This window comes from Bartonella sp. HY761 (genome assembly GCF_026743145.1).
Lineage (GTDB): Bacteria > Pseudomonadota > Alphaproteobacteria > Rhizobiales > Rhizobiaceae > HY038.
The window spans coordinates 26,800-53,668 of record NZ_CP104887.1 but is presented as its reverse complement, the minus strand read 5'-3'; the positions used below and the strand labels follow the sequence as shown (position 1 = coordinate 53,668).

The 26,869-nt window shown below is 41.8% G+C and carries 20 protein-coding genes and 1 tRNA gene; 12 read left to right on the top strand and 9 right to left on the bottom strand.

Annotation, left to right across the window (positions count from 1 at the left end; all coding sequences use genetic code 11):
* The first annotated feature begins 91 nt into the window (after positions 1–91).
* The 5 genes from N6A79_RS00200 (at position 92) to N6A79_RS00180 (ending at position 6,586) form a co-directional block, all read left to right on the top strand.
* The gene (locus N6A79_RS00200; RefSeq protein WP_268546510.1) at positions 92–1,327 is read left to right on the top strand and encodes a porin; all 1,236 of its coding nucleotides are present in this window, start codon (positions 92–94) and stop codon (positions 1,325–1,327) included.
* Positions 1,328–1,532: 205 nt separating this feature from the next.
* Positions 1,533–3,368, top strand: coding sequence for an ABC transporter permease (locus N6A79_RS00195; protein ID WP_268547603.1), 1,836 nt, complete (start codon positions 1,533–1,535; stop codon positions 3,366–3,368).
* Positions 3,368–4,474 carry an ABC transporter ATP-binding protein gene (locus tag N6A79_RS00190; RefSeq protein WP_268546509.1) on the top strand — a complete coding sequence of 369 codons (1,107 nt, stop codon included), beginning with the start codon at positions 3,368–3,370 and terminating at the stop codon, positions 4,472–4,474. The genes N6A79_RS00195 and N6A79_RS00190 overlap by 1 nt, the downstream gene beginning before the upstream one ends.
* An 81-nt stretch (positions 4,475–4,555) precedes the next feature.
* A complete protein-coding gene (locus N6A79_RS00185) occupies positions 4,556–5,722 on the top strand; it encodes an ABC transporter substrate-binding protein (RefSeq protein WP_442784288.1) in 1,167 nt (388 codons plus the stop codon).
* Between the two features lie 225 nt (positions 5,723–5,947).
* Positions 5,948–6,586 carry a dual specificity protein phosphatase family protein gene (locus tag N6A79_RS00180; RefSeq protein ID WP_268546507.1) on the top strand — a complete coding sequence of 213 codons (639 nt, stop codon included), beginning with the start codon at positions 5,948–5,950 and terminating at the stop codon, positions 6,584–6,586.
* 90 nt (positions 6,587–6,676) lie between these two features.
* On the opposite strand, the gene N6A79_RS00175 is transcribed toward N6A79_RS00180, so the two are convergent.
* The 4 genes from N6A79_RS00175 to N6A79_RS00160 all read right to left on the bottom strand — a co-directional run bounded on the left by N6A79_RS00175 (position 6,677) and on the right by N6A79_RS00160 (position 10,265).
* Positions 6,677–7,093, bottom strand: a complete 417-nt coding sequence (locus N6A79_RS00175; protein ID WP_268546506.1) for a hypothetical protein — start codon at positions 7,091–7,093, stop codon at positions 6,677–6,679.
* 48 nt (positions 7,094–7,141) lie between these two features.
* The gene (locus tag N6A79_RS00170; protein WP_262079330.1) at positions 7,142–8,158 is read right to left on the bottom strand and encodes a zinc-binding alcohol dehydrogenase family protein; all 1,017 of its coding nucleotides are present in this window, start codon (positions 8,156–8,158) and stop codon (positions 7,142–7,144) included.
* Between the two features lie 316 nt (positions 8,159–8,474).
* Positions 8,475–8,551 (bottom strand) — tRNA-Arg (locus tag N6A79_RS00165).
* A 163-nt stretch (positions 8,552–8,714) separates the two neighbouring features.
* Positions 8,715–10,265 carry a sensor histidine kinase gene (locus tag N6A79_RS00160; protein WP_268546505.1) on the bottom strand — a complete coding sequence of 517 codons (1,551 nt, stop codon included), beginning with the start codon at positions 10,263–10,265 and terminating at the stop codon, positions 8,715–8,717.
* Between the two features lie 832 nt (positions 10,266–11,097).
* Here N6A79_RS00160 and N6A79_RS00155 point away from each other — a divergent pair.
* Entirely contained in the window at positions 11,098–12,267 is a 1,170-nt protein-coding gene (locus tag N6A79_RS00155) for an efflux RND transporter periplasmic adaptor subunit (protein WP_268546504.1), read from the top strand.
* Positions 12,257–15,427 carry an efflux RND transporter permease subunit gene (locus N6A79_RS00150; protein ID WP_268546503.1) on the top strand — a complete coding sequence of 1,057 codons (3,171 nt, stop codon included), beginning with the start codon at positions 12,257–12,259 and terminating at the stop codon, positions 15,425–15,427. The genes N6A79_RS00155 and N6A79_RS00150 overlap by 11 nt, the downstream gene beginning before the upstream one ends.
* Before the next feature lie 168 nt (positions 15,428–15,595).
* On the opposite strand, the gene N6A79_RS00145 is transcribed toward N6A79_RS00150, so the two are convergent.
* Positions 15,596–16,645, bottom strand: a complete 1,050-nt coding sequence (locus N6A79_RS00145; protein ID WP_268546502.1) for a histone deacetylase family protein — start codon at positions 16,643–16,645, stop codon at positions 15,596–15,598.
* 272 nt (positions 16,646–16,917) lie between these two features.
* Here N6A79_RS00145 and N6A79_RS00140 point away from each other — a divergent pair, with 272 nt between their 5' ends.
* From N6A79_RS00140 to N6A79_RS00120, 5 genes are all read left to right on the top strand, one after another.
* Positions 16,918–17,958 (top strand): class 1 fructose-bisphosphatase, encoded by a 1,041-nt coding sequence (locus N6A79_RS00140; protein WP_326848742.1) that lies wholly within the window; start codon positions 16,918–16,920, stop codon positions 17,956–17,958.
* Positions 17,959–17,970: 12 nt separating this feature from the next.
* Positions 17,971–19,035 carry a class II fructose-bisphosphate aldolase gene (fba, locus tag N6A79_RS00135; protein WP_182418342.1) on the top strand — a complete coding sequence of 355 codons (1,065 nt, stop codon included), beginning with the start codon at positions 17,971–17,973 and terminating at the stop codon, positions 19,033–19,035.
* Between the two features lie 324 nt (positions 19,036–19,359).
* The gene (locus tag N6A79_RS00130) at positions 19,360–21,111 is read left to right on the top strand and encodes a thiamine pyrophosphate-binding protein (RefSeq protein ID WP_268546501.1); all 1,752 of its coding nucleotides are present in this window, start codon (positions 19,360–19,362) and stop codon (positions 21,109–21,111) included.
* 86 nt (positions 21,112–21,197) lie between these two features.
* Positions 21,198–22,490, top strand: coding sequence for an MFS family transporter (locus N6A79_RS00125; RefSeq protein ID WP_246708095.1), 1,293 nt, complete (start codon positions 21,198–21,200; stop codon positions 22,488–22,490).
* A 105-nt stretch (positions 22,491–22,595) separates the two neighbouring features.
* Positions 22,596–23,375 (top strand): IclR family transcriptional regulator, encoded by a 780-nt coding sequence (locus tag N6A79_RS00120; RefSeq protein WP_262079318.1) that lies wholly within the window; start codon positions 22,596–22,598, stop codon positions 23,373–23,375.
* Between the two features lie 74 nt (positions 23,376–23,449).
* Here N6A79_RS00120 and N6A79_RS00115 read toward each other — a convergent pair whose 3' ends face one another.
* From N6A79_RS00115 to N6A79_RS00100, 4 genes are all read right to left on the bottom strand, one after another.
* Positions 23,450–24,214, bottom strand: coding sequence for an ABC transporter ATP-binding protein (locus N6A79_RS00115; protein WP_262079317.1), 765 nt, complete (start codon positions 24,212–24,214; stop codon positions 23,450–23,452).
* A 54-nt stretch (positions 24,215–24,268) separates the two neighbouring features.
* A complete protein-coding gene (locus N6A79_RS00110) occupies positions 24,269–25,006 on the bottom strand; it encodes an ABC transporter permease (protein WP_246708094.1) in 738 nt (245 codons plus the stop codon).
* 1 nt (position 25,007) lies between these two features.
* A complete protein-coding gene (locus N6A79_RS00105; protein ID WP_246708093.1) occupies positions 25,008–25,721 on the bottom strand; it encodes an ABC transporter permease in 714 nt (237 codons plus the stop codon).
* 164 nt (positions 25,722–25,885) lie between these two features.
* The gene (locus tag N6A79_RS00100) at positions 25,886–26,683 is read right to left on the bottom strand and encodes a substrate-binding periplasmic protein (RefSeq protein ID WP_268546500.1); all 798 of its coding nucleotides are present in this window, start codon (positions 26,681–26,683) and stop codon (positions 25,886–25,888) included.
* Positions 26,684–26,869: the final 186 nt, after the last annotated feature.

Genomic DNA, 26,869 nt, shown 5'->3' with positions numbered 1-26,869 from the left:
CTCTAGCAAGGTTAACAAAGGATATTTATTGCTTATTTACAAATTGCAATTTTGTGATGCACCATGAACGCTGTTTGTCAGGACTCAAAAAATGAAGCCCTTAAAGGCAATTTTGCCAGCCACTTTATTATCAATAGCTTTGCTCCACAATGCAGAAGCTCAAGATGCCCCAACGGCTGAGCCGATTGATTATGTTCGTGTTTGCGATGCTTATGGAAAAGGCTATTATTATATTCCTGGCACTGAAACCTGTATGAAAATTTCTGGCTATGTCCGCCATGAAATTGCAGTTGGTGACGATGTTGGTGGCGAAACGGTCAGCAAAGCTTTTGGTGACCAGAATGACACATATCGCTCAAAAACCCGTGCTGAATTAAAATTAGAAACAAAATCCGATACCGAACTTGGTATTATGACCACCTTAATCAGCCTGCGCTCGGAATGGAAAGATGGTAAGGATGGTTCTGCTGGCCAATTACGGCGCGGTTATATTGATCTTGCGGGCGTGCGCATTGGCCTTACTGAAACCGCTTTTTATGAATGGACCGACGGTTATGGCGATGTTTTGACAGACGATGTCATCGGGCCTGCAAGCCATCGCACCAATGCGATTAGCTATACCTATGAGAATAAAAACGGCATTTCTGCGATTATTGCGCTTGAACAAGGCTATGGTAGTGAAAGCACTGGCTATCAATACAGTATGGATAATACTGGCAAACCATTTGTAAGCCATGCCTATGCGTTACGCCAACAAATTGACGACTATACCCCCCATATTGTGACGGGTTTAAAATATAGCCAAAAATGGGGTTCTATCGCTGGTGTTGCCGCCTATGATTCCTATTATCAAGAATGGGCAATGCGCGTGCGACTAAATCTACAACTCACAGATAAAGCTTTTTTCTGGGCAATGGCGGCCTATAAAACTGCTGATGACTATTACAATGTTGATAAATCATTTGGTAGCAATGGCATAAAAACCTTTGCTGATGGTAGCCGTCGATTAGGCGTTTATCGCCAGATTAATAGCGCCTATGGCGATTGGGGCGGCGATTGGGCTGCTTGGATTGGCGGCACTTATGATATTTCCAAAAAGCTGTCATTTAATTATCAAGCAGCTTACGAAGATGCTGGTACCTTTGTCACATCTGCCAATGTTAAAATTAAAATTACGTCTGGCCTCGTATTAACACCTGAAATTGCCTATGCAAATTTCAATGATGATTATGGTTATAAAACCAATGATGGTCTTTATCGCGTCCAACAATCGCAAAAAGGACGCCATGCTGTTGCGGGTATCATCCGTCTCCAGCGCTCATTTTAATTCTTAAAATATAGGTTGTGAAAATCCTGCACAATGGCGCAATCCTCATTGCAATTTTTTCACGGCCTATGCCGATTCATTCAATAACTTCGCAGCAATTGTACAAAATCAACTCGTAAAATTTGTGTCTCATTTGTGTTTTAGAGCAACCATTACTGGATAGGTTATGACAATCAAGCCCTTGGCATCCCCCATTGATAAGGATATGACAGGTTCCATAACGCCATCCCCTTCACCTTGCTCATCTACACATTTTTGGCAACGCTTACGCTATCGCATCAAAATTGCTTTTCATGAACCAACAACGATCATCGGTATAATCTTAGCAATTATTTTTACCTATCTTATTGTATTGCCGATTATTTCTATTTTAATCGATGCAGTCACGGTTCAATTTGGTCATGAACGCCGCCTTGGCCAAGATGCTGGCACACTTACCGATTATTATATATTGCGGGTGCTTTTTTCACCAATATCAATTGATCTTTTCTGGCGGCCATTACTCAATACTTTAATGATTGCGGCTGTTGTTATTTTTTGGAGTGGACTTTTAGGTGGTATTTTGGGTTGGCTCGTCAGCCGCACCGATATGTTTGGCCGTAAATGGTTTGCAACCGCGCTTATTGTCCCCTATATGCTGCCCGAATGGACATTTGCATTGGCATGGACAACAGTGTTTAAAAACCGCACGGTTGGAGGCCAACCCGGCTGGCTTGAAACCATTGGTCTTAGCCCACCCGATTGGATTGCCTATGGTTTTGTACCGATTACCATCATCATGGTTTTGCATTATGTGCCATTTGTCATCCTGCTTTTTGGCTCCGCCTTGCAACGCTTTGACTCGCAATTGGAAGATTCTGCCCGCATTTTAGGGGCAAATCGTTTGCAAATAAGCTGGAAAATTATCATTCCATTAATGCGTCCAGCTTTACTCTCCTCCCTTGTTTTAATCTTTGCCAAATGCCTTGGCGAATTTGGTGTACCTTATGTTTTAGGCCTACCAGTTAATTACCAAGTCCTATCCACCTCGCTGTTTCGCTCACTGGAATCTCGACAAACTGGCGTTGCCGGTGTTTTAGCTGCAGCCATTATGATACTTGGCATCATAACCTTGCTCATTGATGCGCGTTTGGTGCGTGAAGCCCGCCGCTTTGTGACAATTGGCAGCAAGGGTTCAATGAATAGGCCCAATCATCTTGGCCGTTGGCGTATGACTGCGACGCTTTTTGCTAGCTTCATTTTTGCCATTAGCGTTGCCTTGCCATTACTCGCGCTGATCCTGTCAACGGTGATGAAAATTCCGGGTAAATTTACTCTTGATAATTTCACGCTTGATTTTTGGATTGGCCAAAATCTTGGTACGGTTGCCATGCAATCAGGTATTTTGTTAACTCATGAATTATGGGCAGCTTTTTATAATACCTTAAAAATTGTTGGCATCGCTTCAATTGTTTCAGGTCTATTAGGTTTAATTGTTGGCTATGTGGTTATTCGCACACCGTTACGAAGTTTGAGCTTTTATTTGCGGCAAGTTACCTTTCTACCCTATCTTGTACCCGGCGTTGCTTTTGCTGCGGCTTATCTTTCTCTCTTTGCCATTGCACGCGGTCCCATTCCTGCGCTTTACGGAACGCTTACCATTTTGCTTTTGGCACTCATTGCCGATCAAATGCCCTATGCATCACGGGCTGGAATTGCTGCGATGAGCCAACTTGGCAAAGACCCCGAGGAAGCTGCCCAAATATCAGGCGCGGGTTGGTTGCGCCGTATGATAACAGTGATTATCCCCATACAAAAAAGCTCGCTTGTCACTGGTATCCTCTTGCCATTTATTTCTGGCATTAAAAGCCTTAGCCTTTTTGTCATTTTGGCTGTGCCAAGTACCGATGTGCTAACCACGTTTTCACTGCGCCTTGTTGATTATAATTATACACAAGCCGCCAATGCCGTAGTGCTTATCATTGCTGCCATTGCCTATTTTTCAACCCTTGCCGCCCAAAAACTTACCAAAACCAATCTTGCAGAAGGATTAGGAAGCTAATGCCAACAATTAAACTTCAAAATGCGCAAAAATCCTATGCGAAAAATGGGCAAAAAGCCGTTTCAAATCTTGATCTTGAAATTGCCAATGGTGATTTCATGTGTCTGCTTGGGCCATCAGGTTGCGGTAAAACCACAACGCTACGCATGATTGCTGGCCTTGAAAATCTATCTGATGGTGAATTACTGATTGATGACCGTGTCGTGGACAGCGTTCAAAAAGGTATTTTTATACCGCCGGAAAAGCGTGAAATGGGTTTGGTTTTTCAAAGCTATGCGCTTTGGCCGCATCTTACCATTGAACGCAACACCGATTTTGGTTTACGCTTACGCAAGGTGCCAAAGCTTGAACGCGAAGCGCAAGTTGAGCGTGTCATGAAAGCCTTGGATATTGAACAATATCGTGACCGTTATCCATCTCAATTATCTGGCGGCCAACAACAGCGTGTTGCCCTTGCCCGCATGTTGGCGATAAATCCAGGCATATTGCTGCTTGATGAGCCACTTTCCAATCTTGATGCGCGTTTGCGTCTTGAAATGCGTGCAGAACTAAAACGCATTCATAATGCATTTAAAACAACAATTGTTTTTGTAACCCACGATCAATGGGAGGCAATGACTTTGGCAACCACCATTGCGGTTATGGATAAGGGAACATTGCAACAAATTGGCACGCCCGATGATATTTATAACCGTCCCGCCAACCGCTTTGTTGCGGAATTTGTTGGCAACCCACCAATTAATATTATTAATTTAAGTGACGCCAATGATAAGCCTATCGCCCAAGATATTGGTCGCTATTTAGCGCAATATAGCCAAAACTCAAATAATATCGCAGCGCTTGGCTTTAGGCCGGAAGCAATAGAAATAGCCCAAAAGGACATAACGCATAACGAAAATGTTTTTAAGGCTGATATGATGGTAACCGGCATTTTGCCAACCGGCGGCAATTGGATTATTGAGTTAAACAAGGATGGTCACACGGTTTTTGCCTCCACCCATCAGCCACCCAATTATGAAACAGGCAGCAAGGTTGCCATTGCTATTCAAGCCAAAAACCAGCATGGCTTTGATCAAACTGGCTCAAGAGTCGCGCAATTGCAATAGTTGGATGATATAAATTCAATTAAATCTTAAAAATCAACGCTTGCTCAATAAGGTGAGATGACCGTGGTAAACAAACAAACTATGTTAAAAATTTCGGGCACTAAAATATCAACCAAACGCCAATCACCTTTAAAGATTTTGGCTGTTGGTTTTTTGAGCCTTATTGCGACCTCGGCTCTTGCGCAAAGCAACGGTAATCTTGCACAAAGCAATGACACACTTCTATCGTTGCAAGAAGCTGCCAAGAGTGAAGCGCCAATTGTCATTTATGACAGTACCGGCAAAATCATTGAAATGGCAAAAGGCTTTAGTCAAAAATACGGACTTAAAGCGGAAGGTCGCAAAGTCAAAGCCACCGCACAGCTTGAAATGCTCATCCGCGAAGCGCGCGCCAATAATATTCAAGGTGATGTGTCAATCATTAGTGATGCTCCTGCTGCCATGGCGCAGCTTATCCCACAAAAATTTGCAATGAGCTGGTTTCCGCAAGATCTTGCCAATGATGTGCCAGAAAAATATCGCGATCCACTCACCATTGTAAATAGCCCCAATGTTTGGGTTTATAATACCGCCCTTTATGATAAATGCCCGATTGATAATGTCTGGCAGCTGACTGAAAGTGAGTGGCGCGGCCGTGTTGCCATGCAAGATCCTTTGGGTAAAAGCGCTTATGTTGATTGGTTTAACCAATTAGAGAGCCATGGCGATGAAGCGATGCGTAAAGCCTATGAAGCACAATTTGGCAAGAAAATTCAAACCGATGAAAAAAGTGCAACAGCTGCATGGATCAAAGCTTTAGCACAAAATGGCCCTTTGCTCACAGATTCAGACTCTGCGGCGGCCGATGCGGTTGCAGCTTCAGGCCAAAAAGAGCCTTTTTTAGCACTGGTCAGTACCGCTAAATTTCGCGACAATAAAGAAAAAGGCATGACCCTTGGTCTTTGCACTGGCCTTAAGCCGCATATGGGTTGGCTTTACCCAAGCATTGGTCTTATAGCCACCGGCACAAAAAGCCCCAATAGTGCAAAACTCTTCCTTCATTACGCGCTAACAGCTGAGGGCATTGAGCCACAGGCTGTTGATGGAAAAATTTCCACCAATCAATCAGTTGCTTTACCAAAAAATGAACCATCGGGCATTGGTGCCTATCGCAACCAGCTTTTTGATTATGATATGGCAACCAGTCTTGATGATTGGGATAAACGAGAGGATTGGCAAGATTTTTGGCGAATGAATTATAAACGCTAATTTTTTACTATTATTAAACTCTAATATAAATTTATACAGCTTAACATTTGAAAAAAATTATAATTGATCAAATAAAAAAAGGAAGTGTAAAGTATTATACTTCCTTAATCCCCAAGCAAATGACGCTAATTAAAAAATTAATTTGGATTTTTACCAGTTTTTTATTAAAGAGACACTATTGAAATATTATTGGCTTTTAAAAAGCCAAGCTGGATTTGGAATATTATGATAAAAGCGCATCAGGTTGAAAAGGGAGATTTGGACTTACCTTATCTCAGCCTTATTTATCAAAACCTTGCTCCTTATGGCAAAGATCTTTATCTTTCTGGCAAAGAGGGGGCCGCCGATATCCATCTTCTAAAAAGCTTGGATATTACCACGGTTATTAATTGCGCGGTTAATCTTGATTTTAATTTTGTTACCGATAGTCAAGCCGACCGCACCACCCACCAGCGCGATTTTGGCCCAGCAGAAATACGCTATTATAAAATTGGCCTAATTGATGGCGCAGGAAATCCCTCCACGCAACTTATTGCCGGTTATTTTACAATTGAAGCTGCTTTTCAGCAAATTTTGCCACAAAAAATTACTTATCCATGCCGCAAGCGTGGCAATGTGCTGATTAATTGCCGTGGTGGACGTTCACGCTCGGTTATTATGATGGCATTGTTTTTGCATATTAATGCTGAAAGTGAATTTCCAGATATTGATGATGCAATTGCTTTTGTTCGCGAAAAACGCGAGATTTCGCCTGATGAATGGTTTAAAGCACCAAAGCCGATTTTAGTTGAATCCGCCCGCTGGGCAGCACAATGGATTAAACAAATAAAGTCGCAGCCTATTCCAGAAATGGCAATAAAATAGTTTTGTTCAACGCTAAAAAAGCGGTGCATTTTAATAAATGGTAAAATGCACCGTTAAGCTAAATATTCAACCTATAAAATACTAATTTATTTAGCTGATAAATCCGTTACAACGCTTACCCGTCCAAGGATTTGTGGGCTGCTTAGGGCTTTCAGCCCATGATCCCCATGCACCAGTAAATGTTGAAAAATCACTACTAAATTCCAAAAATGCATAGCCGGTGCCATATTTATCGGCCCATTTTAAAGTTTCACGCTGTCCCGCTGGCGGCGATATTTGCGTTAATTTGCCTTCCGTTACCACTTCACCATCGCGATAGCGCATAGAGCCTGTTAAACTACCCGTTGGAGATATTTCAAGCGTCATTTCAACATTGACCATATAGCCATTGTGATAAACCTTACCGCAATAGCGCCCTTGCGGCCGCATATCTTGCGCATAAGCCAGTAAAGAGCTAATAAGCAAAGACAGCAACACAATGACAGAAAACAAGCTTTTACGGATCATATAACTTTATCATTCATTAGAGTTAAACCATTAGCGATAATGCAATCATTAAGAAAAATCGCTTAAAGTCAATTTACCAATATGTTGGCCAGATTCCATCAACCGATGGGCTTTCCTTAAATTTTCAGCATTAATTGGTGATAAACTATCAGTCGCGGTTGGTGTTAGCAACTTATCATCAATCATCTCTGCCACTTGCTTTAGAATATCACCTTGGCGACCAATATCACTTGTTTCAAACATTGATCGCGTAAACATCGATTCCCAATGCAATGAAACAGATTTGCCTTTAAATGGCACAATATCAAAGGTCTTAGGCCCATCAATCAAGCCAATGCGCCCCTGCGGCCCGATGATTTGGGCATATTGCGGTTGATAGCCTTCAGAATTAGCGGTTGAAAAAATAAAATCAACATGGTTAAGCCCTAGCTTTTGCAACTGCTCAATAAAAGGCTTGGTATAATCAATCACTTGATCGGCGCCCATTTTAAGCGCCCAGTCGTGAGATTGTTGACGTGAGGCGGTGGCTATCACCAAGGCATCAGTTTTAAGCCGCGCTAATTGCAAAGCCATAGAGCCAACGCCGCCAGCCGCACCCACCATTAAAAAGGTATTTTTACCCTTATGCACCCCTTGATCGATCCGTAACCGGTCAAATAGCATTTCAAAGGCCGTTAAGGCGGTTAGCGGAATTGCCGCCGCCGCTGCAAAATCCAAAGTCTTTGGCTTTAAGGCAACAAGGCGATGATCTATCGCTTGATATTGGGCGTTAGAACCCTGGCGGTTTATTGCACCAGCATAATAAACAGCATCACCTAGTTTAAAGCCTCTCACCTCACTGCCAAGTTCGGTCACAATACCAGCTGCATCAAAACCTAAAATACGCGGTTGATCATCAAAGGGGCCTGAAGCAAGGCGCGTTTTATAATCAATAGGATTAACCGAAATTGCCTTGATTTCAACCAAAAGATCTTGCGCGCCAATTTTTGGCATAGCAACATCGACATCGATCAAAGATTGGGAATCGTCAATTGGTAGTGATTTATAATAACCGACAGCCTTCATTCTTTCCTCCAATAATACCCTATAGTTCTATTAAGACTATAACCTAATATATAGCAGCAAAGGAATGGCAAATTTATGTGAAAAAAAATTTAATGCATGAGACTTCGTTATGGGAAATTTTAGACAATTTATTGTTTTACCATAAAGGAAAAAATTTCCATTGCTTATATAGCTGCAATTATCTTGGTGTCAGAGCAATCTATGCACAAAATCACTCAAAGTAAAAATACAAAGCCACATATTATGCAATCATAAAATGTTACGCACAATATATCATTATTAAGTTTTTAAAAATTTGGAAATTTTAAGAGAAAAGTGGCGCACCCGAAGAGATTCGAACTCCTGACCCCCAGATTCGTAGTCTGGTGCTCTATCCAGCTGAGCTACGGGTGCATGCCCTGGCAACGTCACTGCGTTGCGCTTGCCGGTGTCTAAAGGGTTCGTTGGATAATTGCAAGACCAAATTTCAAAAAAAATCAAATTTTTAAAAAAAAAAAATTAAAACATTGATTTATAACAAATAAATTTTATAAAAAAATATCCACACACCAAAGGATTAGGCGCTCTTTTTAGTGCCATACCATTTTGCCACATTATTTACAGCCATTGGTATGCGAATCCTGAAATGCGTTCCTACCTTACAATCATCAATAAGCTCGATTGTACCGCCGTGAGCGCGCACCAATTCAAGACAGATTGCTAAACCAAGACCTGTGCCACCATGTCCGGTACTACCATCAAAGGGCGTAAAAAGATGTTCTTTGGCTTTTGCCGGCAATCCTGGTCCATTATCAACAATATCAAGAATCGCCGATTTACCTTCATAATGGGCGGTTACAGTAATATCGCGGGACTTATCCTTTTCCATTTCTGCCGGCGAGGTCATGGCTTGCACAGCATTTCGAAACAGATTGGTAAGAACACGGTTGAGCTGTTCACTATCGACCAACATTTCGAAATCTTCTGCAACCTTATTGTGGATATTCACGAGCTCGCGTCCTGATACAGCAAGACTATCCCTTATATCATCAATAAGGGCATGCAAAGAAACTAATTGCAAATTGGGTCTTTGCTCCTGCATTCGACCATAAGCCATAATACTTTGCGTATAGTTGATTGCCCGATCGATGGTGTGGATTAATTTAGGGGTTAGCCGTTTGCTTAGCGGATCATTCACCTCGGCCAAATGGTCTGAAATCAATTGCGCCGAAGCTAGGATATTACGCATATCATGATTAATTTTCGATACTGCAAGCCCAAGATTAGCAAGGTGTTTTTGCCGCACGTAATTTTGTTGCAATTCAACTTCAATTGCCGCAATACGCCGTTGCGCTGCCCCCATCTCATCACGGCGATTTTCTGGCACAATGATGCGGTTAGGATTATCAGGCTCGGCGACAAAATCGAGCATATGAAAATAGATAGCACGCAAAGGGCGCACCAATAACTCATAAACAATAAGGTAAATAATCGTGGTGGCAACAATGGCAATGGTGAGTGAAATTATCGCAAATTGCCATGTAAAACGCAGCATTTCTTCACGCAACTCGCTATTGGTGAAGGTCATCGAAAATACCTGATTGCTATCATTTGTGCGCGCAAAAAGACGAATAATTTTAGGCGTACTAGAAAAAAGTGTTGTCACACCGCTAATGACTGACTGAGTTTCACTATAATTATTCAAATCAATATTCTTGTCGACGGAATATTCCTGCCCATTAAGCCTTATAGCTACAATCGAACCATCATCACGGGTTACAGTCAAAGCAAGGGCTTTCGTTGCCGAAAGAACCCTATGTTGCACCTCCTGATCAAGCACAATTCTGTCTTCATTAAGTAAAACATAAGATAGCGCCATAGCCGATTTGGTCTGATTTTCAAGCCAACGGCTTTGCATATTGGCAATGGAGGGAATAAAGGCCAAAATTTCAGTAATGAGAACTGAAAGCACCATCAAAAGCAACAAGCGTGTGCGAATACGCGAGAAAAACGGAATTTTATTTTCATGAGAGGCGTTAATATTTAACGATGGAACCAGACCTGCCAAGTCATCTTGGCTTGACATATCCATGCCATCAGTCGCGGTTTCATTAGTATTTAATGTCATGAAAAATAATCCAAATAAATGATAGCTTTGCTTATAATCAATTTTATCAGGCGACGAAACATAAAGAGCACCAAGAAAAGATGGTTTTCCGCTATTCTGGTTTCATTACCAAAATTTAACTGGCGCTTGTGTTGATTATGACACATTAAAGTGATCAGAACAAATTGCAATGCCCGTTTTTTGTTTGGCAATAGTTTTGGCTTTATGCAATATTTTTGCCCCTTGAATTTCCTCTCGGGTGGAGTACATCAAGAGAAAAAAGTCAAACCAATGAATTTATTGATAAATTTTATAAATGTCATTTTTCGCTAATCTATACGGCGCTGCTATTATGCTTTTAAGCAAAGTATTGGAACGGTTAAATTATCTCACTGGCTTTATCAAATATTGGCTTTATCAAAAGGGCATTTTTAAAACAGGAGAGAAATAATTATGATTCTTTTAAAGGCAATAATATCGAGGTGATCTAAACTAGCTCATATAGTCGTGTATTTTGTAAGCATTAAAATTATTTAACTTGATGATTAAAGGTATCTTTACCAAAAATATGTCAAAGCATATTGAAATATGATCAGAAAGACGACTTTAACTTTTAGAATTTATATAAATAAAACAATGGGCTGAATCCCGTTACACTTTATAAATAGCGATTAATGACCTTAAATAGAAACCGACTAGAAAAGCTAAAATCTAATTGACTAGCTTATTGTCATATAGCCGCATTAAACTTGCATAATATTAATACTTATTCGAGCGTTGTGGCATACATCATAAAAATTTCAATGCTGCATGAATGCAATATTTGAACACATAAAATCAAAGGGCTGAATGGATGAAAATTGGCAAAACCATATTAACGGTTGCCGCTTTAGGTACAGTTAGTGCCTTAGCATCATTAATGGCGATGCCGCTTTTTACCGCGCCAGCTATGGCGCAAAACCCTAACCAAAAATCAGGCGGTGGCAATGCCTCTGCGCTTGTGGTGGTTGAGCCCGTCAAAAAAGAAATCATAAATGATCATTTAACCGCTATTGGAACAAGCCGCGCTGATCAAACAGTTGCAGTTACGCCATGGTCGGCAGGAACGCTTGAAAAATTTTTTGTCAAAGCGGGGCAAAATGTCAAGATCAATGATCCAATTGCCAAACTTGACTCGGATAATGAAGAAATTGCCCTTGAGCAAGCCAAGGTGCAGCTAGAAGATGCAAAGCAGGCTTATGAGCGCATTATCCGCTTGCGCGAAACGCAAACCGTATCGCAAGTACAAGAAATTAGCGGCAAACTTGCACTTGCCAAGGCTGAGCTTTCAGTCAAAGATGCACAATTAACTCTGGAAAGGCGTACTATTCGCGCACCGATTAATGGCATGGTTGGTATTTTACCGATTGATGCGGGTAATTATGTCACCACAGCAACAACAATCGCCAATATTGATAACCGTAGTAAGATATTGGTCGATATTTGGGTGCCAGAACGCTATGCGCCATCAATTGAAATTGGTCAATCGATCAGTGCAAAATCTATCGCACGCCCGGGTGACAAGCCCTTTATTGGCACCGTTAGCGCTATTGACAGCAAAATTGATGAAGCAAGTCGCACCTTGCGGGTGCGCTCAGAAATTTTAAACAAGAATGATGTCTTGCGCGGCGGCATGTCCTTTGAGGTAAGCCTCACCTTTCCAGGTGATCCCTATGCCAGTGTTAATCCCCTAGCCATTCAATGGAGCGGCTCTGGTGCTTATGTTTGGCGGATTAAAGATAATAAAGCCTATAAAACTCCAGTATCCATCATTCAGCGCAATTCTAATAATGTATTGGTCAATGGCGAAATTGAAGCGGGGGATAATATTGTTATCCAAGGCGTGCAGTCATTGCGCGAGGGAATAGAAGTACGCTTTGAAAATCCGCAAGCACGTGTTGGCACACAGGCTGATAATAATAGACAAGAGCCAACCACTAAGGGCGATGAAGAAGCCAAAGCGGATCATGCCAATGCAAAATAACAATTCCTTTGATAAAGATGGTGTGAGCGAAACAAAAAAGCCAAAGACAACCAATAAGGGTGGCTTTGTTAATCTATTTATTCGCCGGCCAGTTTTCGCCTTTGTGGTTAATGCCTTGATTGTTGTTGCAGGTCTTGCAGCCCTTTCTGGTGTGGATATTCGCGAATTGCCCGATGTTGACCGCCCTGCGGTTACAGTTGCAACAGATTTTACTGGTGCATCCGCCGAAACTATTGACCGTGAAATTACCCAAGTTTTAGAAGATGCTGTAGCGCGCGTCACCGGGGTTAAAACCATTTCATCGCGTTCATCCTTTGCCCGCAGCCGCGTGACAGTAGAATTTAATGATGGTGTTGATCTTAATGTTGCAGCGGCGGATATTCGTGATGCCATTTCGCGCGTCACCAATGATCTGCCGCAGGCCGCGGACGCATCACGTATCATCAAGGCGGATTCTAATGCCGATGCGGTAATGCGCCTTGCGGTGATGTCCGATAGAATGAGCGTTGATGATCTAACTGTTCTTGCCGATGATCAGATTGCTGATACGCTGTCTGCCGTTGCCGGCGTTGCCGATGTGCAAATGTTTGGTGATCGTGATAAGATTTTCCGCATTGATATTGATCAGGCACGCCTTGCAAGTTACGGTTTGACGGTTGGCAATATCACCACCACCCTATCAGATATGGCGCTTGACGCACCAGCTGGATCATTACGCAGTTCTGACCAATCCTTGGTGGTGCGTGCAACAGCAAATCTTTCAACCCCGCAAGCTTTTGAAAATGTTTATATTACCCCAAAAATCCGCATTGGTGATATTGCCAATGTTACCTTAGGGCCTGATGTTGAAACATCAATCGTGAATGCCAATGGTCGCTCCGCCGTTGGACTTGGTATTATCCGGCAAGCGCAATCCAATACTTTGGATATTTCTAAAGGCATTACGCAGGCGGTTGCAGAGCTCAACAAAACCTTGCCAGATGGGGTTGAAGTACGCATCACCAGTGATGATGCCAATTTCATCAAGGGCGCAATTCATGAGGTTGAAATTGCCTTGATCGTTGCCATTCTTGTCGTCATCGTGGTTATTTTCCTATTTCTTTGGGATGTTCGAGCAACACTTATTCCAGCCTTATCGATTCCCGTTGCTCTCATCGGTACAATTGCTGCTATTTATTTAGTCGGTTTTTCCATCAATATTTTAACCTTGCTAGCACTGGTGCTTGCAACGGGGCTTGTAGTTGATGATGCAATTGTGGTGTTAGAAAATATTGTTCGCCGCCGCAATATGGGCATTGGTCCACGTGCAGCTTCAGTTTTGGGCACTAATGAAGTATTTTTTGCCGTTGTCGCAACCACTCTTACCCTTGCTGCGGTGTTTATTCCAATTTCGTTTTTGCCAGGGCAAGCTGGTGGTCTATTTAAAGAGTTTGGCTTTGTGCTAGCGATTGCAATTTTACTATCGGCAATCGTATCGCTCACCCTTTGCCCAATGCTTGCATCACGTTTTTTAAAAGAGCATAAGTCCAATGAAAGCGATCATCATGAGCCATTATTTTTTCAAAAATTAGGTGGTTTTATTGGCGGTTTTTATCGCAAAACCCTGCATTTTTGTTTAAATCAACCCTTAATGGTGATTGTTGCTTCAATCGTTTTTGCTGGACTTTCATGGGCCGGATTTAATACATTGCAGCAAGAGCTTACGCCATCGGAAGATCGCTCATCTATCTTCCTATCGATTGAAGGACCACAGGGTATTTCGGTTGATTATCTTAATGATCAATTCAAGCAAATTGAAGCTATTCTTTCGCCCTTGCGAGAAAATGGTGAAATTGTTAGCACCTATTCCGTTGCAGGCACCGGCGGCTCGACCAATCGCGGTGTTATTATTTTAACTCTTGCACCATGGAATGATCGCTCGCGCAGTCAACAGGAAATTATTGGCGACATTAATACCGCCATGCGCAAGTTCCCATCAGTGCGCGTTCTCACCCGTGAAGGCAACAGCCTTGGCATTCGTGGTGCGGGCAATGGTTTGCAATTTGCAATTTTAGGGCAGGATTACGCAACCCTGCAACCTGCGGCAGAGGCAATTATTGCCAAAATGCAGCAAAACCCCAAATTCTTGCAACCTCGCCTAGCGGTTGATGCAACACAGCCACAATTATTTATTGATATAGACCGCGCCCGCGCCTCCGATCTTGGCATTGATATTTCTGGTATGGCACAAACCGTGCAATCTATGCTCGATGGGCGTAAAATTGGCTCGGTCTATGTGGGTGATCGTAGTTATGATGTAAAAATCGTATCCTCTACCCATCCAGTTAATGACCCAAGCGATCTTGAAAACATCTATATGAAAACTAGCGATAGCCGCTTTGTGCCAGTCTCTGCCATTGCTAGTGTTGATGAGCGACCCGTACCACCAGAATTGCAACGTGAATCACGTATGCGGGCGGTAACCTTGACCACCAATCTTGCATCAGATTATGCCCTTGGAACTGCTTATCAAGATGTCTTAGCTATTGCAAAAAATGAGTTACCATCAGGCAGCTATATTTTGCCTCTTGCTGAAGCGGCAACCCTTGGGGAAACATCGGCCGGTCTTATTTTGATTTTTGGCTTTGCGATTGTGATTATTTTGTTGGTTTTAGCAGCACAATTTGAAAGCTTTATTTCTGGTATTATTGTTATGGCAACCGTTCCGCTTGGACTTGGCTGTGCAGTTATCGCAATGATGATTTCTGGGGTTAGTCTTAATGTTTATAGTCAGATTGGTTTGGTCTTGCTTGTTGGCATCATGGCCAAAAACGGTATTTTGATTGTTGAATTTGCTGACCAATTGCGTGATCGCGGTATGAATGTACGCCAAGCAATTGAGGAAGCTGCCAATATTCGCTTACGCCCCGTGTCGATGACTATGATTTGCGCTATTCTTGGCGGTGTACCGCTAGTTTTGGCATCAGGAGCTGGTGCTGAGGCGCGTATTGCGCTTGGTTGGGTTATTGTTGGTGGACTTGGGCTTGCTACGATTGCGACGCTTTATGTAACCCCCGTTGCTTATTTGCTGCTTGGCCGCTTTATTCGCCCCAAAGCCGAAGAAGAAGCACGCCTTGACCAAGAATTGCATCACGCCAACAACAACCAAAACACGCACTAACATCTTAGCCGCATAAAACATGCGTTTATTGTCTATTGCCTGTGAAAACAAAACGGTTTTCGCAGGCAATATTTTTAAACATGTTCATTTTCAATAAGACACAAATAAGACTTACACCGAAAGCAAAATTTTCATTTTTAAAATTTTAACATGCCACCGTTTAAAATCTTATATTTTGGCTAAAATGCCGGTTAAAAACGCTTTGAGGCAATCGCCAATAACACTCACCTGATAACCACCTTCTTGGATAATCACCACAGGAATACCCAAACGTGCAACAAGGATGGCGGCCTTATGAAAGGCATCGGTCGTCACTTTAACAATGCTTAAAGGATCATCCTTATGAGTATCATAACCAAGGGCAAGAACTACAACTTCAGCGCCATAATTCTTAACATAATCAACGCCTAAACCCACGCCGGTTAAAAAACTTTCATCATCGCTATTGGCGGCAATCGGAATATTAATATTATAGCCCAAACCTTCACCATAGCCTTTTTCATGAGGATAGCCGGTATAAAACGGATAATAAACTGATGTATCAACATGGACAGAAACCGTCAAAATATCGCTGCGGCGATAAAATATTTCTTGTGTGCCGTCCCCATGATGGGCGTCAATATCAAAAACAGCGATTTTTTTAAATTTTTGCCGTAAATGCTCTGCAGCAATGGCAGCATTATTCATATAGCAAAAGCCCGAAGCACGATCGGAACGGCAGTGATGCCCAGAAGGGCGACAAAGGGCGTAAGCAATTTTTTCACCTTCAAGAATAGCCTCAGCGGCAGCCGTTGCACTATGGGTTGACCGTAAAACCGATAGGTAAGTAAACTTGCTAATTGGCACAGCAAGATCACCAAGATAATAACCGCTTTGGGCAATAAGATGATTGCTTGGACAAGGAGGCCGCCTATCCTTAGCAGGATCACCATTCCAATAAGGGAAGCTATTGGGTAAAACCTCTACCCCATGCATGGGTAATTCCAACCAACGACTATAAGCCGTTTCAAGATAATCAAGATAATAGTTGGGATGAACTTTTAATGCAGTAAGGCGGCCATAATCTTGCGGTGTTTGAACGCTTACGCCCAAATTTTCAAGGGCGATCAAAAGCTTTTGTGTTCGCAATGGACTATCGGTGGGCTTTGCTATTTCGCCATAACGCATAAATTGTTTTGGCTCATGCAAAGCCTGATCATGATGATAAAAACCGCGCATTCTTCCTCCCCTTAGTAACACCACCTCCAATAAAAATATTCTTTAAAAAGCTAAAAAGTGTTACAACTTACAAACTATGCCACTGTTAAATAGGCAATTCAATAGAGTTCTTATCAGCGCATTTGAGACAACTTTACGCAATGAAACTTTTTATTATTATTTTAATAACAGTTTAGCCTATTGCTTTTATTGCCAAGGTGCTATTGAATTACAGTAATGCTGCTAAATATTGTTTCAATGAACTGAGGCAAGAAATCTGTGAGACTGTTTAAATGAAAAACCATCATGATGCTGAAAGGCTAAAGCTAATCGGCGATGACGAAACCATAGATTTTATGCCCCTTGAAACTTATTTAACCAAGTGGATGCATGGTGACGGTACAAAAATAGCAATTGTAAAACTGATTGAGGCGATTTGTCTTGGTGCCTTTAAGCTTTCTAAGCGTGTAGCTGGCGGCCATCTTTATGGCGACCCGGGTCGCCTCGTTGGTTCCAATAGCGATGGCGATCTACAAAAAAGCATTGATGTTGGCTCGCATTATTTGTTTTCTGAACTATTACTGGAAGCAGGAGCTGGCAAGCTTTTATCGGAAGAATCTGAAGATGTTATAAGCAATCCCGATGGCGGTGATTTTGCTGTTGCATTTGATCCGCTTGATGGCTCAGGCAATGTCGGCATTGGCGCACCAATTGGCACATTTTTTTCGATTTTTCCAAATTCCTATAGTCATGACCCATTTTTAGTAAAGGGTAGCGAACAAGTGGCTGCTGGCTATATTTCTTATGGTCATAGTATTGATTTTGCTCTATCGGTCGGCGATGGACTTATTTTGGGTGCGATGGAGCCACAAAGCGGCATTTTTTATATTTTACAAGAAAATGTTACTCTTGCCCCTGAAACATCCGACCTTGCTTATAATGCTTCGGTTTATCGCCATCTTTTTCCGCCAATGCGTCAATATGTTGATGATGTTCAACAAGGTAAGGTTGGGCCGCGCGGCAAAGATTTCAACATGCGTTGGCTTGGCGCTGCAGTTGGCGAGCTCCATCGTATTTTTCAGCGTGGCGGCCTGTTCTTTTATGTCAATGACCAGCGTAAAGGCTATGAAAATGGTCGCCTAAGACTAATTTACGAAGCATTTCCCATTGCATTTCTCTGTGACGCTGCAAAAGGCAAAGCCACTGATGGTATGCAAGATATTCTTGATATTGTACCAGCTAGTCATCATGCTCGCACACCACTGATTTTTGGTGCAGCCAATGAAGTCGATACAATCAAGACCTATCATACTTTAACCCAAAATCCCGAATGAGGAGAGTTTTTCATGGCCCGTATTACCCTTCGCCAATTGCTTGATCATGCAGCAGAACATGATTATGGCGTTCCAGCGTTTAATATTAATAATATGGAACAGGCACTTGCCGTTATGGAAGCTGCCCACGCGACTAATTCACCGGTTATCATTCAAGCATCGCGCGGCGCGCGCGCTTATGCCCATGACATCATGCTGCGTCATATGATGGATGCAGTGGTTGAAATTTTCCCTCATATTCCTGTGTGCGTGCATCTTGACCATGGTAATGGCCCAGCAACCTGCATGACCGCACTACAAAACGGTTTTACATCGGTAATGATGGATGGTTCGCTTAAAGAAGATGGTAAAACACCTGCTGATTGGGATTATAATGTGGGTGTCACCAAACAGGTTTCAACCATGGCTCATTATGGCGGCGCTTCAGTTGAAGGTGAACTTGGTGTGCTTGGCTCACTTGAAACAGGTCAAGGTGAAGCTGAAGATGGCCACGGCGCAGAAGGCGTTCTAAGCCATGACCAATTATTGACTAATCCTGATGAAGCGGTCAAATTTGTGCTTGAAACCAAGGTAGATGCTTTGGCTGTTGCTATGGGTACCAGCCATGGTGCTTATAAATTTACCCGTAAGCCTGATGGCAATGTTTTGGCGATGAGCGTTATTGAAGAAATCCATCGCAAATTACCAAATACCCATTTGGTGATGCATGGTTCTTCATCAGTTCCGCAAGAGCTACAAGATATCATCAACCAATATGGTGGCGATATTAAGCCAACTTGGGGCGTGCCAGTAGAAGAAATCCAACGCGGCATCCGCCATGGTGTGCGCAAAATCAACATTGACACCGATTGTCGCATGGCAATTACGGGTCAGATCCGCCGCGTTTTTGCTGAAAATCCATCAGAGTTTGATCCACGTAAATATTTGGCACCAGCGCGTGAAGCGGTTACCAAGCTTTGCAAACAACGCTTTGAAGAATTTGGCACGGCAGGCCACGCCAGTGCGATTAAGCCATTGCCACTTGCTGACATGGCAAAGCTTTATGCTGAAGGCAAACTTGATCCTATTGCTTCTTAAAAACTAAGGCATTTGAATATATTAAAGCCGCGTGCCATTTAAAAAATGGCACGCGGCTTTTTATTTGATCAGCATAACATATTTGCCGTGTACTAGCGTCAGCAATAAAAATACAACCTAATTTAATCAAACATCATATTCGCTTTCGCACCTAAAATTTTAACAAATAAGCTCAAGCCACCCTATTTTCACCAGACAAAATCCGCTCAGTTGAATTAAAAATTCTGCTGAATAAAACCTGTTGACTTTTTTAAAAAAATAAATAATCCCACTCAATAGAAAAAATAATTCTATTCAACGGAATTTATTGGGGAGGATAAATTGATGACAAATAATAATAGCAGCGATTTAAACGGCATTGAAATGCAAGGTGGGGAAGCTGTTGCGCGCATCCTAAAAGCTTTTAACTGTGGTCCGATGCTTGGCATGGGGGGATTTCAACTACTACCTATGTATGAAGTTGCTGATAAGCTTGGTTTAGATCATTATTTAATCAATGATGAACGAGCCGCCGCCTTTGCAGCTGATGCCTATGCCAAAGTAACTGGTCGCGTTGGTCTTGCAGATGCGTCTTTAGGACCGGGAGCCACTAATCTTGTCACTGGACTTGGTGAAGCACTCAATGCTGGTACCCCCATGGTATGCGTCATCGGGGATACCCATCGTGATCACTCATGGAAGAATATGACACAAGAAGTGCGTCAGATGGACGTATTACGTCCGGTTTGTAAAGAACTTATCCGCATTGAAACAATACAACGAATCCCTGAATTAATGAAGCGCGCTTTTGCTGTTGCGACTTCTGGCCGCCCTGGACCAGTTGTGGTGGATATTCCAGAAGATATCATGCATGCAGTCCATACTTTCTTTGCTGATGATTTTGAGGTTGGCCCTGCTAATGAAAGTGTACCAGCTCTGCGTTGCCGGCCTGATAAGGCTAACCTAGAAAAAGCAGCTGCTGCCTTAGCCAAGGCAAAGCGCCCGTTAATTCTTGCTGGCGGAGGCGTGCATATTTCAGGCGCAAATCATGCATTGGAACAATTTGCGCAAGCAACCAATATACCCGTTGCCCATACTTTAACCGGCAAAGGAGCAATTGCTTGCACAAGCCCACTCAATGCAGGGCTCTTTGGTCGCTATGATCGAATTGCCAATAAGCTGATTGAAGAAGCCGATATATTATTTGTCGTTGGCTGCAAATTAGGCGAAATTGCCACCAAGCGTTATACATTACCACCAAAAGGCAAAACAATCATTCACCTTGATTCATTGCCTGAAGAATTTGGCCGCACAACCAGAGCAGACATTATTTTATGGGGTGATGCACGCTGTGGGCTTGAAGATATGCTTGATGCGTTAAGCGACAAGACATCACAATTATATGCAAACCACCAAGCTTATATTGATGATGTCGGTAACCGCATGGATACATGGCGTAAGGATGTTGCAGAACGCCTATATTCAAATGAAAAGCCAATTAATATGGCACGACTAATGACCGAATTGAACACAGCATTGCCTAATGATGCAATCTTGGTTGCCGATGGTGGATTTGCAGCTCATTGGAGCGGTCTATTATACGTTACCAAACAAGCAGGACGTGGCTTTTTGCCTGATCGCGGTTTCGCGTCAATTGGATATGGATTACCAGGTGCCATCGGTGCAGCGCTTGCCGCGCCTAAGCGTACAGTTATGGCACTTACTGGCGATAGCGGCTTTTGCATGGTTTTAGGAGACTTGGAAACCGCAAAGCGGCTTAACCTTAATATTACAATTATAGTCGTCAATAATGCGGCTTCTGGCTATGTTAAAGCCTTGCAACACTTAGTTTATGGCACAGGGCATTATCATTCATCCGACCTAAATGAAGTAGATTTTGCAAAAGTAGCAAATTCGTTTGGTTGCACAGGTATTCGCGTTGAAGATCCAGACCAAATTGGCGCCGCCCTGCAACAAGCTATGACAATCAAAGGGCCTGTTGTGTTAGATGTCATTGTAACCCGTGATCCTGCTAAAATGCTGCCTGGTGTAGATAATCGCGCCGCTATTATCAAAAAGGGTGATCGCATAGCCTAATTTCAATCGCATTTGATTTGGTCTAACCACATTTACTCCCGATAAGGAGACGGGTTTGAATGTCTGGGGAACATCGGGAGGATTATATGACCAAAAAACCTAGTGAAACACGTAAGCGCATTATAGCTATATTTTCCAGTGCTTCGGGCAATTTGGTTGAATGGTATGATTTTTATATTTATTCTTTTACTGCCCTATATTTTGCATCATCATTTTTTCCACAAGGTGATAGAACAACGCAATTATTAAATGCCGCAGCAGTATTTGCTGCCGGCTTTTTAATGCGCCCCATCGGTGGTTTGCTATTTGGAAGAATAGCAGACCGCATTGGCCGAAAAAAATCCATGCTGATTTCAGTTTTAATGATGTGCTCTGGCTCATTTATCATCGCTATATTGCCAACCTATGAAACTATCGGTGTATTGGCACCCATTCTTTTACTTTTAACCCGCTTAATGCAAGGCCTATCTGTCGGCGGCGAATATGGTACAACCGCTACCTATATGAGCGAAGTTGCAATTTCAGGTAAACGAGGATTTTTTAGCTCATTTTTGCATGTAACATTGATTGGTGGTCAGCTTACTGCCGTTCTCACATTAGTCATATTGCAGTCGCTGTTAAACGATCAGCAATTGCATGATTGGGGTTGGCGTATCCCATTCTTCATCGGTGGTATTCTTGCAATTGTTGCACTGATTTTGCGTCGTAATCTTCATGAAACTTCAACACCAGAAACGCGCGCCAAGACAAAAGAAGGCAGCCTTATCGGGCTTTGGAAACAGCATAGACGCGCCATATTATGCGTCATGGGCTTTTCTGCTGGGGGATCTTTATTCTTCTATTCCTTTACAACCTATATGCAAAAATATCTTGTCAATACAGCAGGATTTTCCAAATCTGATGCCTCGTCAACCATGACATGGGCTTTACTTGGCTGCATGATTTTACAACCCATATTTGGTTATTTTTCCGATATTATCGGCAGGCGTAACTCATTACTTATCTGGAGCTTTCTCTCTATTTTTATTACAGTACCATTATTAACATTAATCGGTCAGGCGCAAACCTTAATGATCGCATTTGTGTTTATTATGGTGGGGCTTGCAACAGTGAGTATGTATAGTTCAATCAGTGGGTTGATTAAAGCTGAAATGTTTCCACCACAAGTGCGGGCGCTTGGTGTAGGTTTCCCTTATGCCGTTGCTAATGCACTTTTTGGCGGCACCGCCGAATATATTGCCCTTTGGTTTAAATCCATTGGCATGGAAAGTGGCTTCTTTTGGTATGTCACCTTTATGATGGTCATCACCTTTATATCGGTTTTAGCCATGCCAGATCCTCGCCAAAAAGGATATCTACAAGGAGAAGGTATTCATTAGACATTGCTATAAACTTGGTCATTTAATGTAATCAAGTAAACATTGCCCGATAATGTGGGATAGTATAGAGATAGCATAAATACCACTTGCTATTTTGGGAAGAAAATGACTGTTTCACCAAACCAAAATCAGGGAATTGAACGAACTGTTGCCCTGTTAAAAACGATTACGGATCATTGTGACCATGGTGTAAAATTAGCCGATGTAGCAGAGCTCACGCAATTATCGCGTTCAACTGTCCATCGGCTTTTATCTGGCCTTATCCAAGTTGGATTGGTTGAACAAAATTCTGAAACCCTACGCTATTTTCCAGCCTTTTTATTATATAGGCTTGGCAATAAAACTGCCAAACGATTTGGTCTTTTAAACAGTGCGCAAGGTAGTATCGCTCGCCTTGCTAAAGAAACTGAAGACACCGTTTATCTTCAAATTCGTTCGGGTGATGAAGCATTATGCATTGCGCGGGAAGAAGGTAATTACCCAATAAAAACCTTAACCCTAGCCGTTGGCGATCGGCGTCCTCTTGGCATTGGTGCGGGAAGCTTAGCCATACTTTCATCTTTACCTGATTTGGAAATAGAAAGGGTTTTAAAGCGTAATATAAACCAAATTTCGTCATATGGTGAAAAAACCATACTACATATAGAACAAGATGCAAAAATTGCCAAAAAACAAGGATATACCTTCAATCCCGGCCACTATATTAAAGGCATGGGTGCAGTTGGACTGCCAATCATCGATCAAAAAAATAATCTAATTGGCTCACTAAGCATTGCCGCTATAGAAACCAGGATGAGAGATGATCGTCGCCCTTGGCTCTTTGAGTTGATGAAGCGCGAAGCCGCAACTATAATTGATATTATGGCCGAAAGTGAACAAAATTAACCTTTAAAAATATTGTTCACTAAATTAAACTATCCCGCACCCTATGTTGCTTTAGGAGCTATTTTTTATCGCCATCAAAGCATATTTAAAAACTGTTTAAAGCGTTCTGATTTGGGCTTAGCCATTATTTCACTTGGATGTCCCTGCTCTTCGATTAAACCCTTATATAAATAAATCACTTGTGTTGATATTTCACGCGCCAAAGCCATTTCATGGGTTACCATCACCATGGTACATCCATCATTTGCCAATTGTTTAATAACTTGAATAACTTCGCCAACCAATTCTGGATCAAGAGCCGATGTCGGCTCATCCATTAAAATTACCTCAGGCTTCATCGCAAGTGCCCGTGCGATAGCGGCGCGTTGTTGTTGACCACCCGATAATTGTAATGGATATTGATCTGCTTTTGCTGAAATGCCAACCTTTTCCATAAGCACCTTGGCATTTTCAATCGCTTCATCTTTTGAAATACCAAGCACTTTGGTCGGTCCTTCAATAATGTTTTGTAAAATTGTTTTATGAGACCACAGATTGAAACTTTGAAAAACCATGCCTAGACGGGTGCGAATATGCTGCAATTGCTTTTTATTGGCTGCATATTGTTTACCGTTTTTTGCCAATTTTGTTTCAATAATTTCACCTGCAACACTGATCTCGCCAGAGTCGGGTGTTTCAAGATAATTTATACAGCGCAATAATGTTGTTTTGCCTGAGCCACTACTGCCAATCAAGGAAATAACATCACCCTTTTTTGCCTCGAAAGAAACGCCTTTTAGTACTTCAATATCGGCAAAGCTTTTATGAATATTTGTTACAGTTAATGCTTTGGCGGTCATTTTATGCTCCCAACTTCTTTATAGGAATGCTTTTAATTTTAAAATGTATTAGGCTTAATTGGATCTATAGCGTGTGAAATGTCTTTCAAAATGCGAGATCGATTTGGTCATTATCAAAACAACAACAAAATAAATGATACCTGCAGCCACCAATGGCTCTAAAGACAAGTTAAGGCTGCGCTGTAATTCGCGCGCTGTGCCCATTATTTCCATAACGGTAATTGTTGATGCAAGCGCCGTTGATTTAAGCAAAATAATCAAATCATTGGTTAAAATTGGTAAGCACTGACGAAAGGCGAGCGGCAAAGTAATGCGCATTAATATTTGGTTGGAACTCATGCCGATTGCTTGTGCTGCCTCTAATTGACCACGTCCAACCGACTTTATAGCACCGCGAATAACCTCGGCAGTATATGCGCCTTGATTAAGACTAAGCGCAACCAGTGCATACCAAAGTCCTTCGCGCAAATACGGCCACAAAAACGTATCATGGACTGGCAAATTAGGTAAAAGCTGTCCTACACCTTGATAGATGAGATATAATTGAACAAGCAAGGGTGTGCCGCGAAACAAAAATGTGTAAAGGGCGGTTGGTTTTGATAGTAACCAATTGCGCGAATTTAAATTGATACCACCAATAGTTCCAATTAAAAGCCCAAATAAGCCAGCAACGAAAGTTAAAAATAAGGTAAGTGGTAGCGCGTGCAAAAGAATGGGAATAAATTCGATGACCCGTCCAAAGAAAACGCCCATACCACCCAAGAATGACATATCAAATGATTGCTGATCCATATCAATACCCACGATTCAAGTGTTTTTCTAAACGCATGATAACGACAATAGAAACAAGCGTGATGACTAAAAAGAGAAACGCGGTAAAACCATAAAAGAAAACATATTCTCGTGTTGTCGAGGCGGCACGATAGCCAGTATAAAGCAATTCTTGGAACGAGCCTAAAACAGAAATAATCGCGCTTTCTTTAATAATTGATAACCATAAATTACTCATACCTGGTACGGCGTGACGCATCATTTGCGGAAATATAATGCGTGTAAATATTTGCCATCTGCTCATACCAATCGATAAAGCTGCTTCAATTTGGCCATTTGGAATGGCCTGCAAAGATGAACGCAAAACCTCGGTCATGAAAGCGCCATTGACGAAGGCAAGGGCAATAATCGCGGCCCAAAATGGGCTGAGTTGAAATTCGTCACCCACTAAGTTGCTTTGTTTGAGCAAATTTTCAAGGCCAGTTGCAACCGCAAAATAGAGCAATAAAACCACCAGCAATTCTGGTAGGGATCTAACAATGGTTAGATAAATATTAGCTAAAACACGTAAAACTTTGTTTGAAGAAAGCTTAGCGCTGGCGGTAATCAACCCAAACAAAAAAGAAATGAAATATGCGACGAATGATAATTCCAACGTTAGCATAAAGCCCCAGAAAAACTGTTCGCCCCAGCCATCGTTACCCCATGATAATAAATGCAGATATTTTTCCATCATGCACCATTTACGAACATTAAATAACAGATCGTCATTCCATATCCCCTTTTTATAGTGATAAAGCTCAGCACAGAGACATAATATTTTATTTTTTTGCTTTGAATTATGCTTTTAGCGGCTAAGATTTTTTGTTTCTTAATTTATAAAAATGCACAAGATATCGCCTACTCTACAGTGGCACTATCAACCCATTTATCTTGAATTTTTTTAAGCGTGCCATCATCAGCAAGCTCTTGTAATGCCTTATTGACAATATCTAGGGTCTTTTGGTCACCCTTTTTAATTGCATAGGCAACACCTTGGCCCAACATAACATTATCAGGAATAATGAGTTTAATTTCGTAATTTTGAGCAAACGGTGTTTTTAGAAAATCTTCCGAAAAAGGCAATGGTGCGAGCATATAATCGGTACGCCCTGCAACAAGGTCGGCGGCGTTGTTATCAGCCGTATCATAACTCTTTAAATGTATATTGGGTAAATATTTTTTCATATATTTTGATTGTACACTAGCAACCTGCACACCAATAATTTTACCTTGCAAACTATTCTGGTCTAAAATATCGCCTTTTCCATCTTCAGCTTTTATCGTTGCAATTACGGTTTGGTCTTTTTTGGCACCAACAACGGCTGTACCTTCAACAAAATAAGGCGTACTAAAGTCGATCGTTTGGGCACGTTCTTCAGTTACTGAAAACGCACCAATCGCAAAATCAATCTTTTTTTCATTTAAGGAAGGAAGCAAACCATCCCAAGCCATGGATTTAAATTGGCATTTTACTTCAATGCGCTCACATAATGCGCGCGACAAATCAGCCTCTAAACCAATCCATTCGCCATTAGAGCGCACTGCCGTAAAAGGCAAATAAGGTTCAGGCGTCATGCCAAGCCGCAAAGGATTATCTGCATAAGCATAATTAGAAAAAAGAAAAAATATAATGAGGCTTAAAAACTTAATTTTCATTGTTTGACCTCCCAATCGATTAAAATACTTCATGTTTTATTGAGTATTTCGATAAAAATACTTAATATATTAACATGTAAAATATCCAAATAATAATATTTGCTGACTTATTATTCTTTTTTGCAAATATTACTGTATCGTGATTTTTAAAAACCACGATACATTTTTGATTAAACAAATTTATTA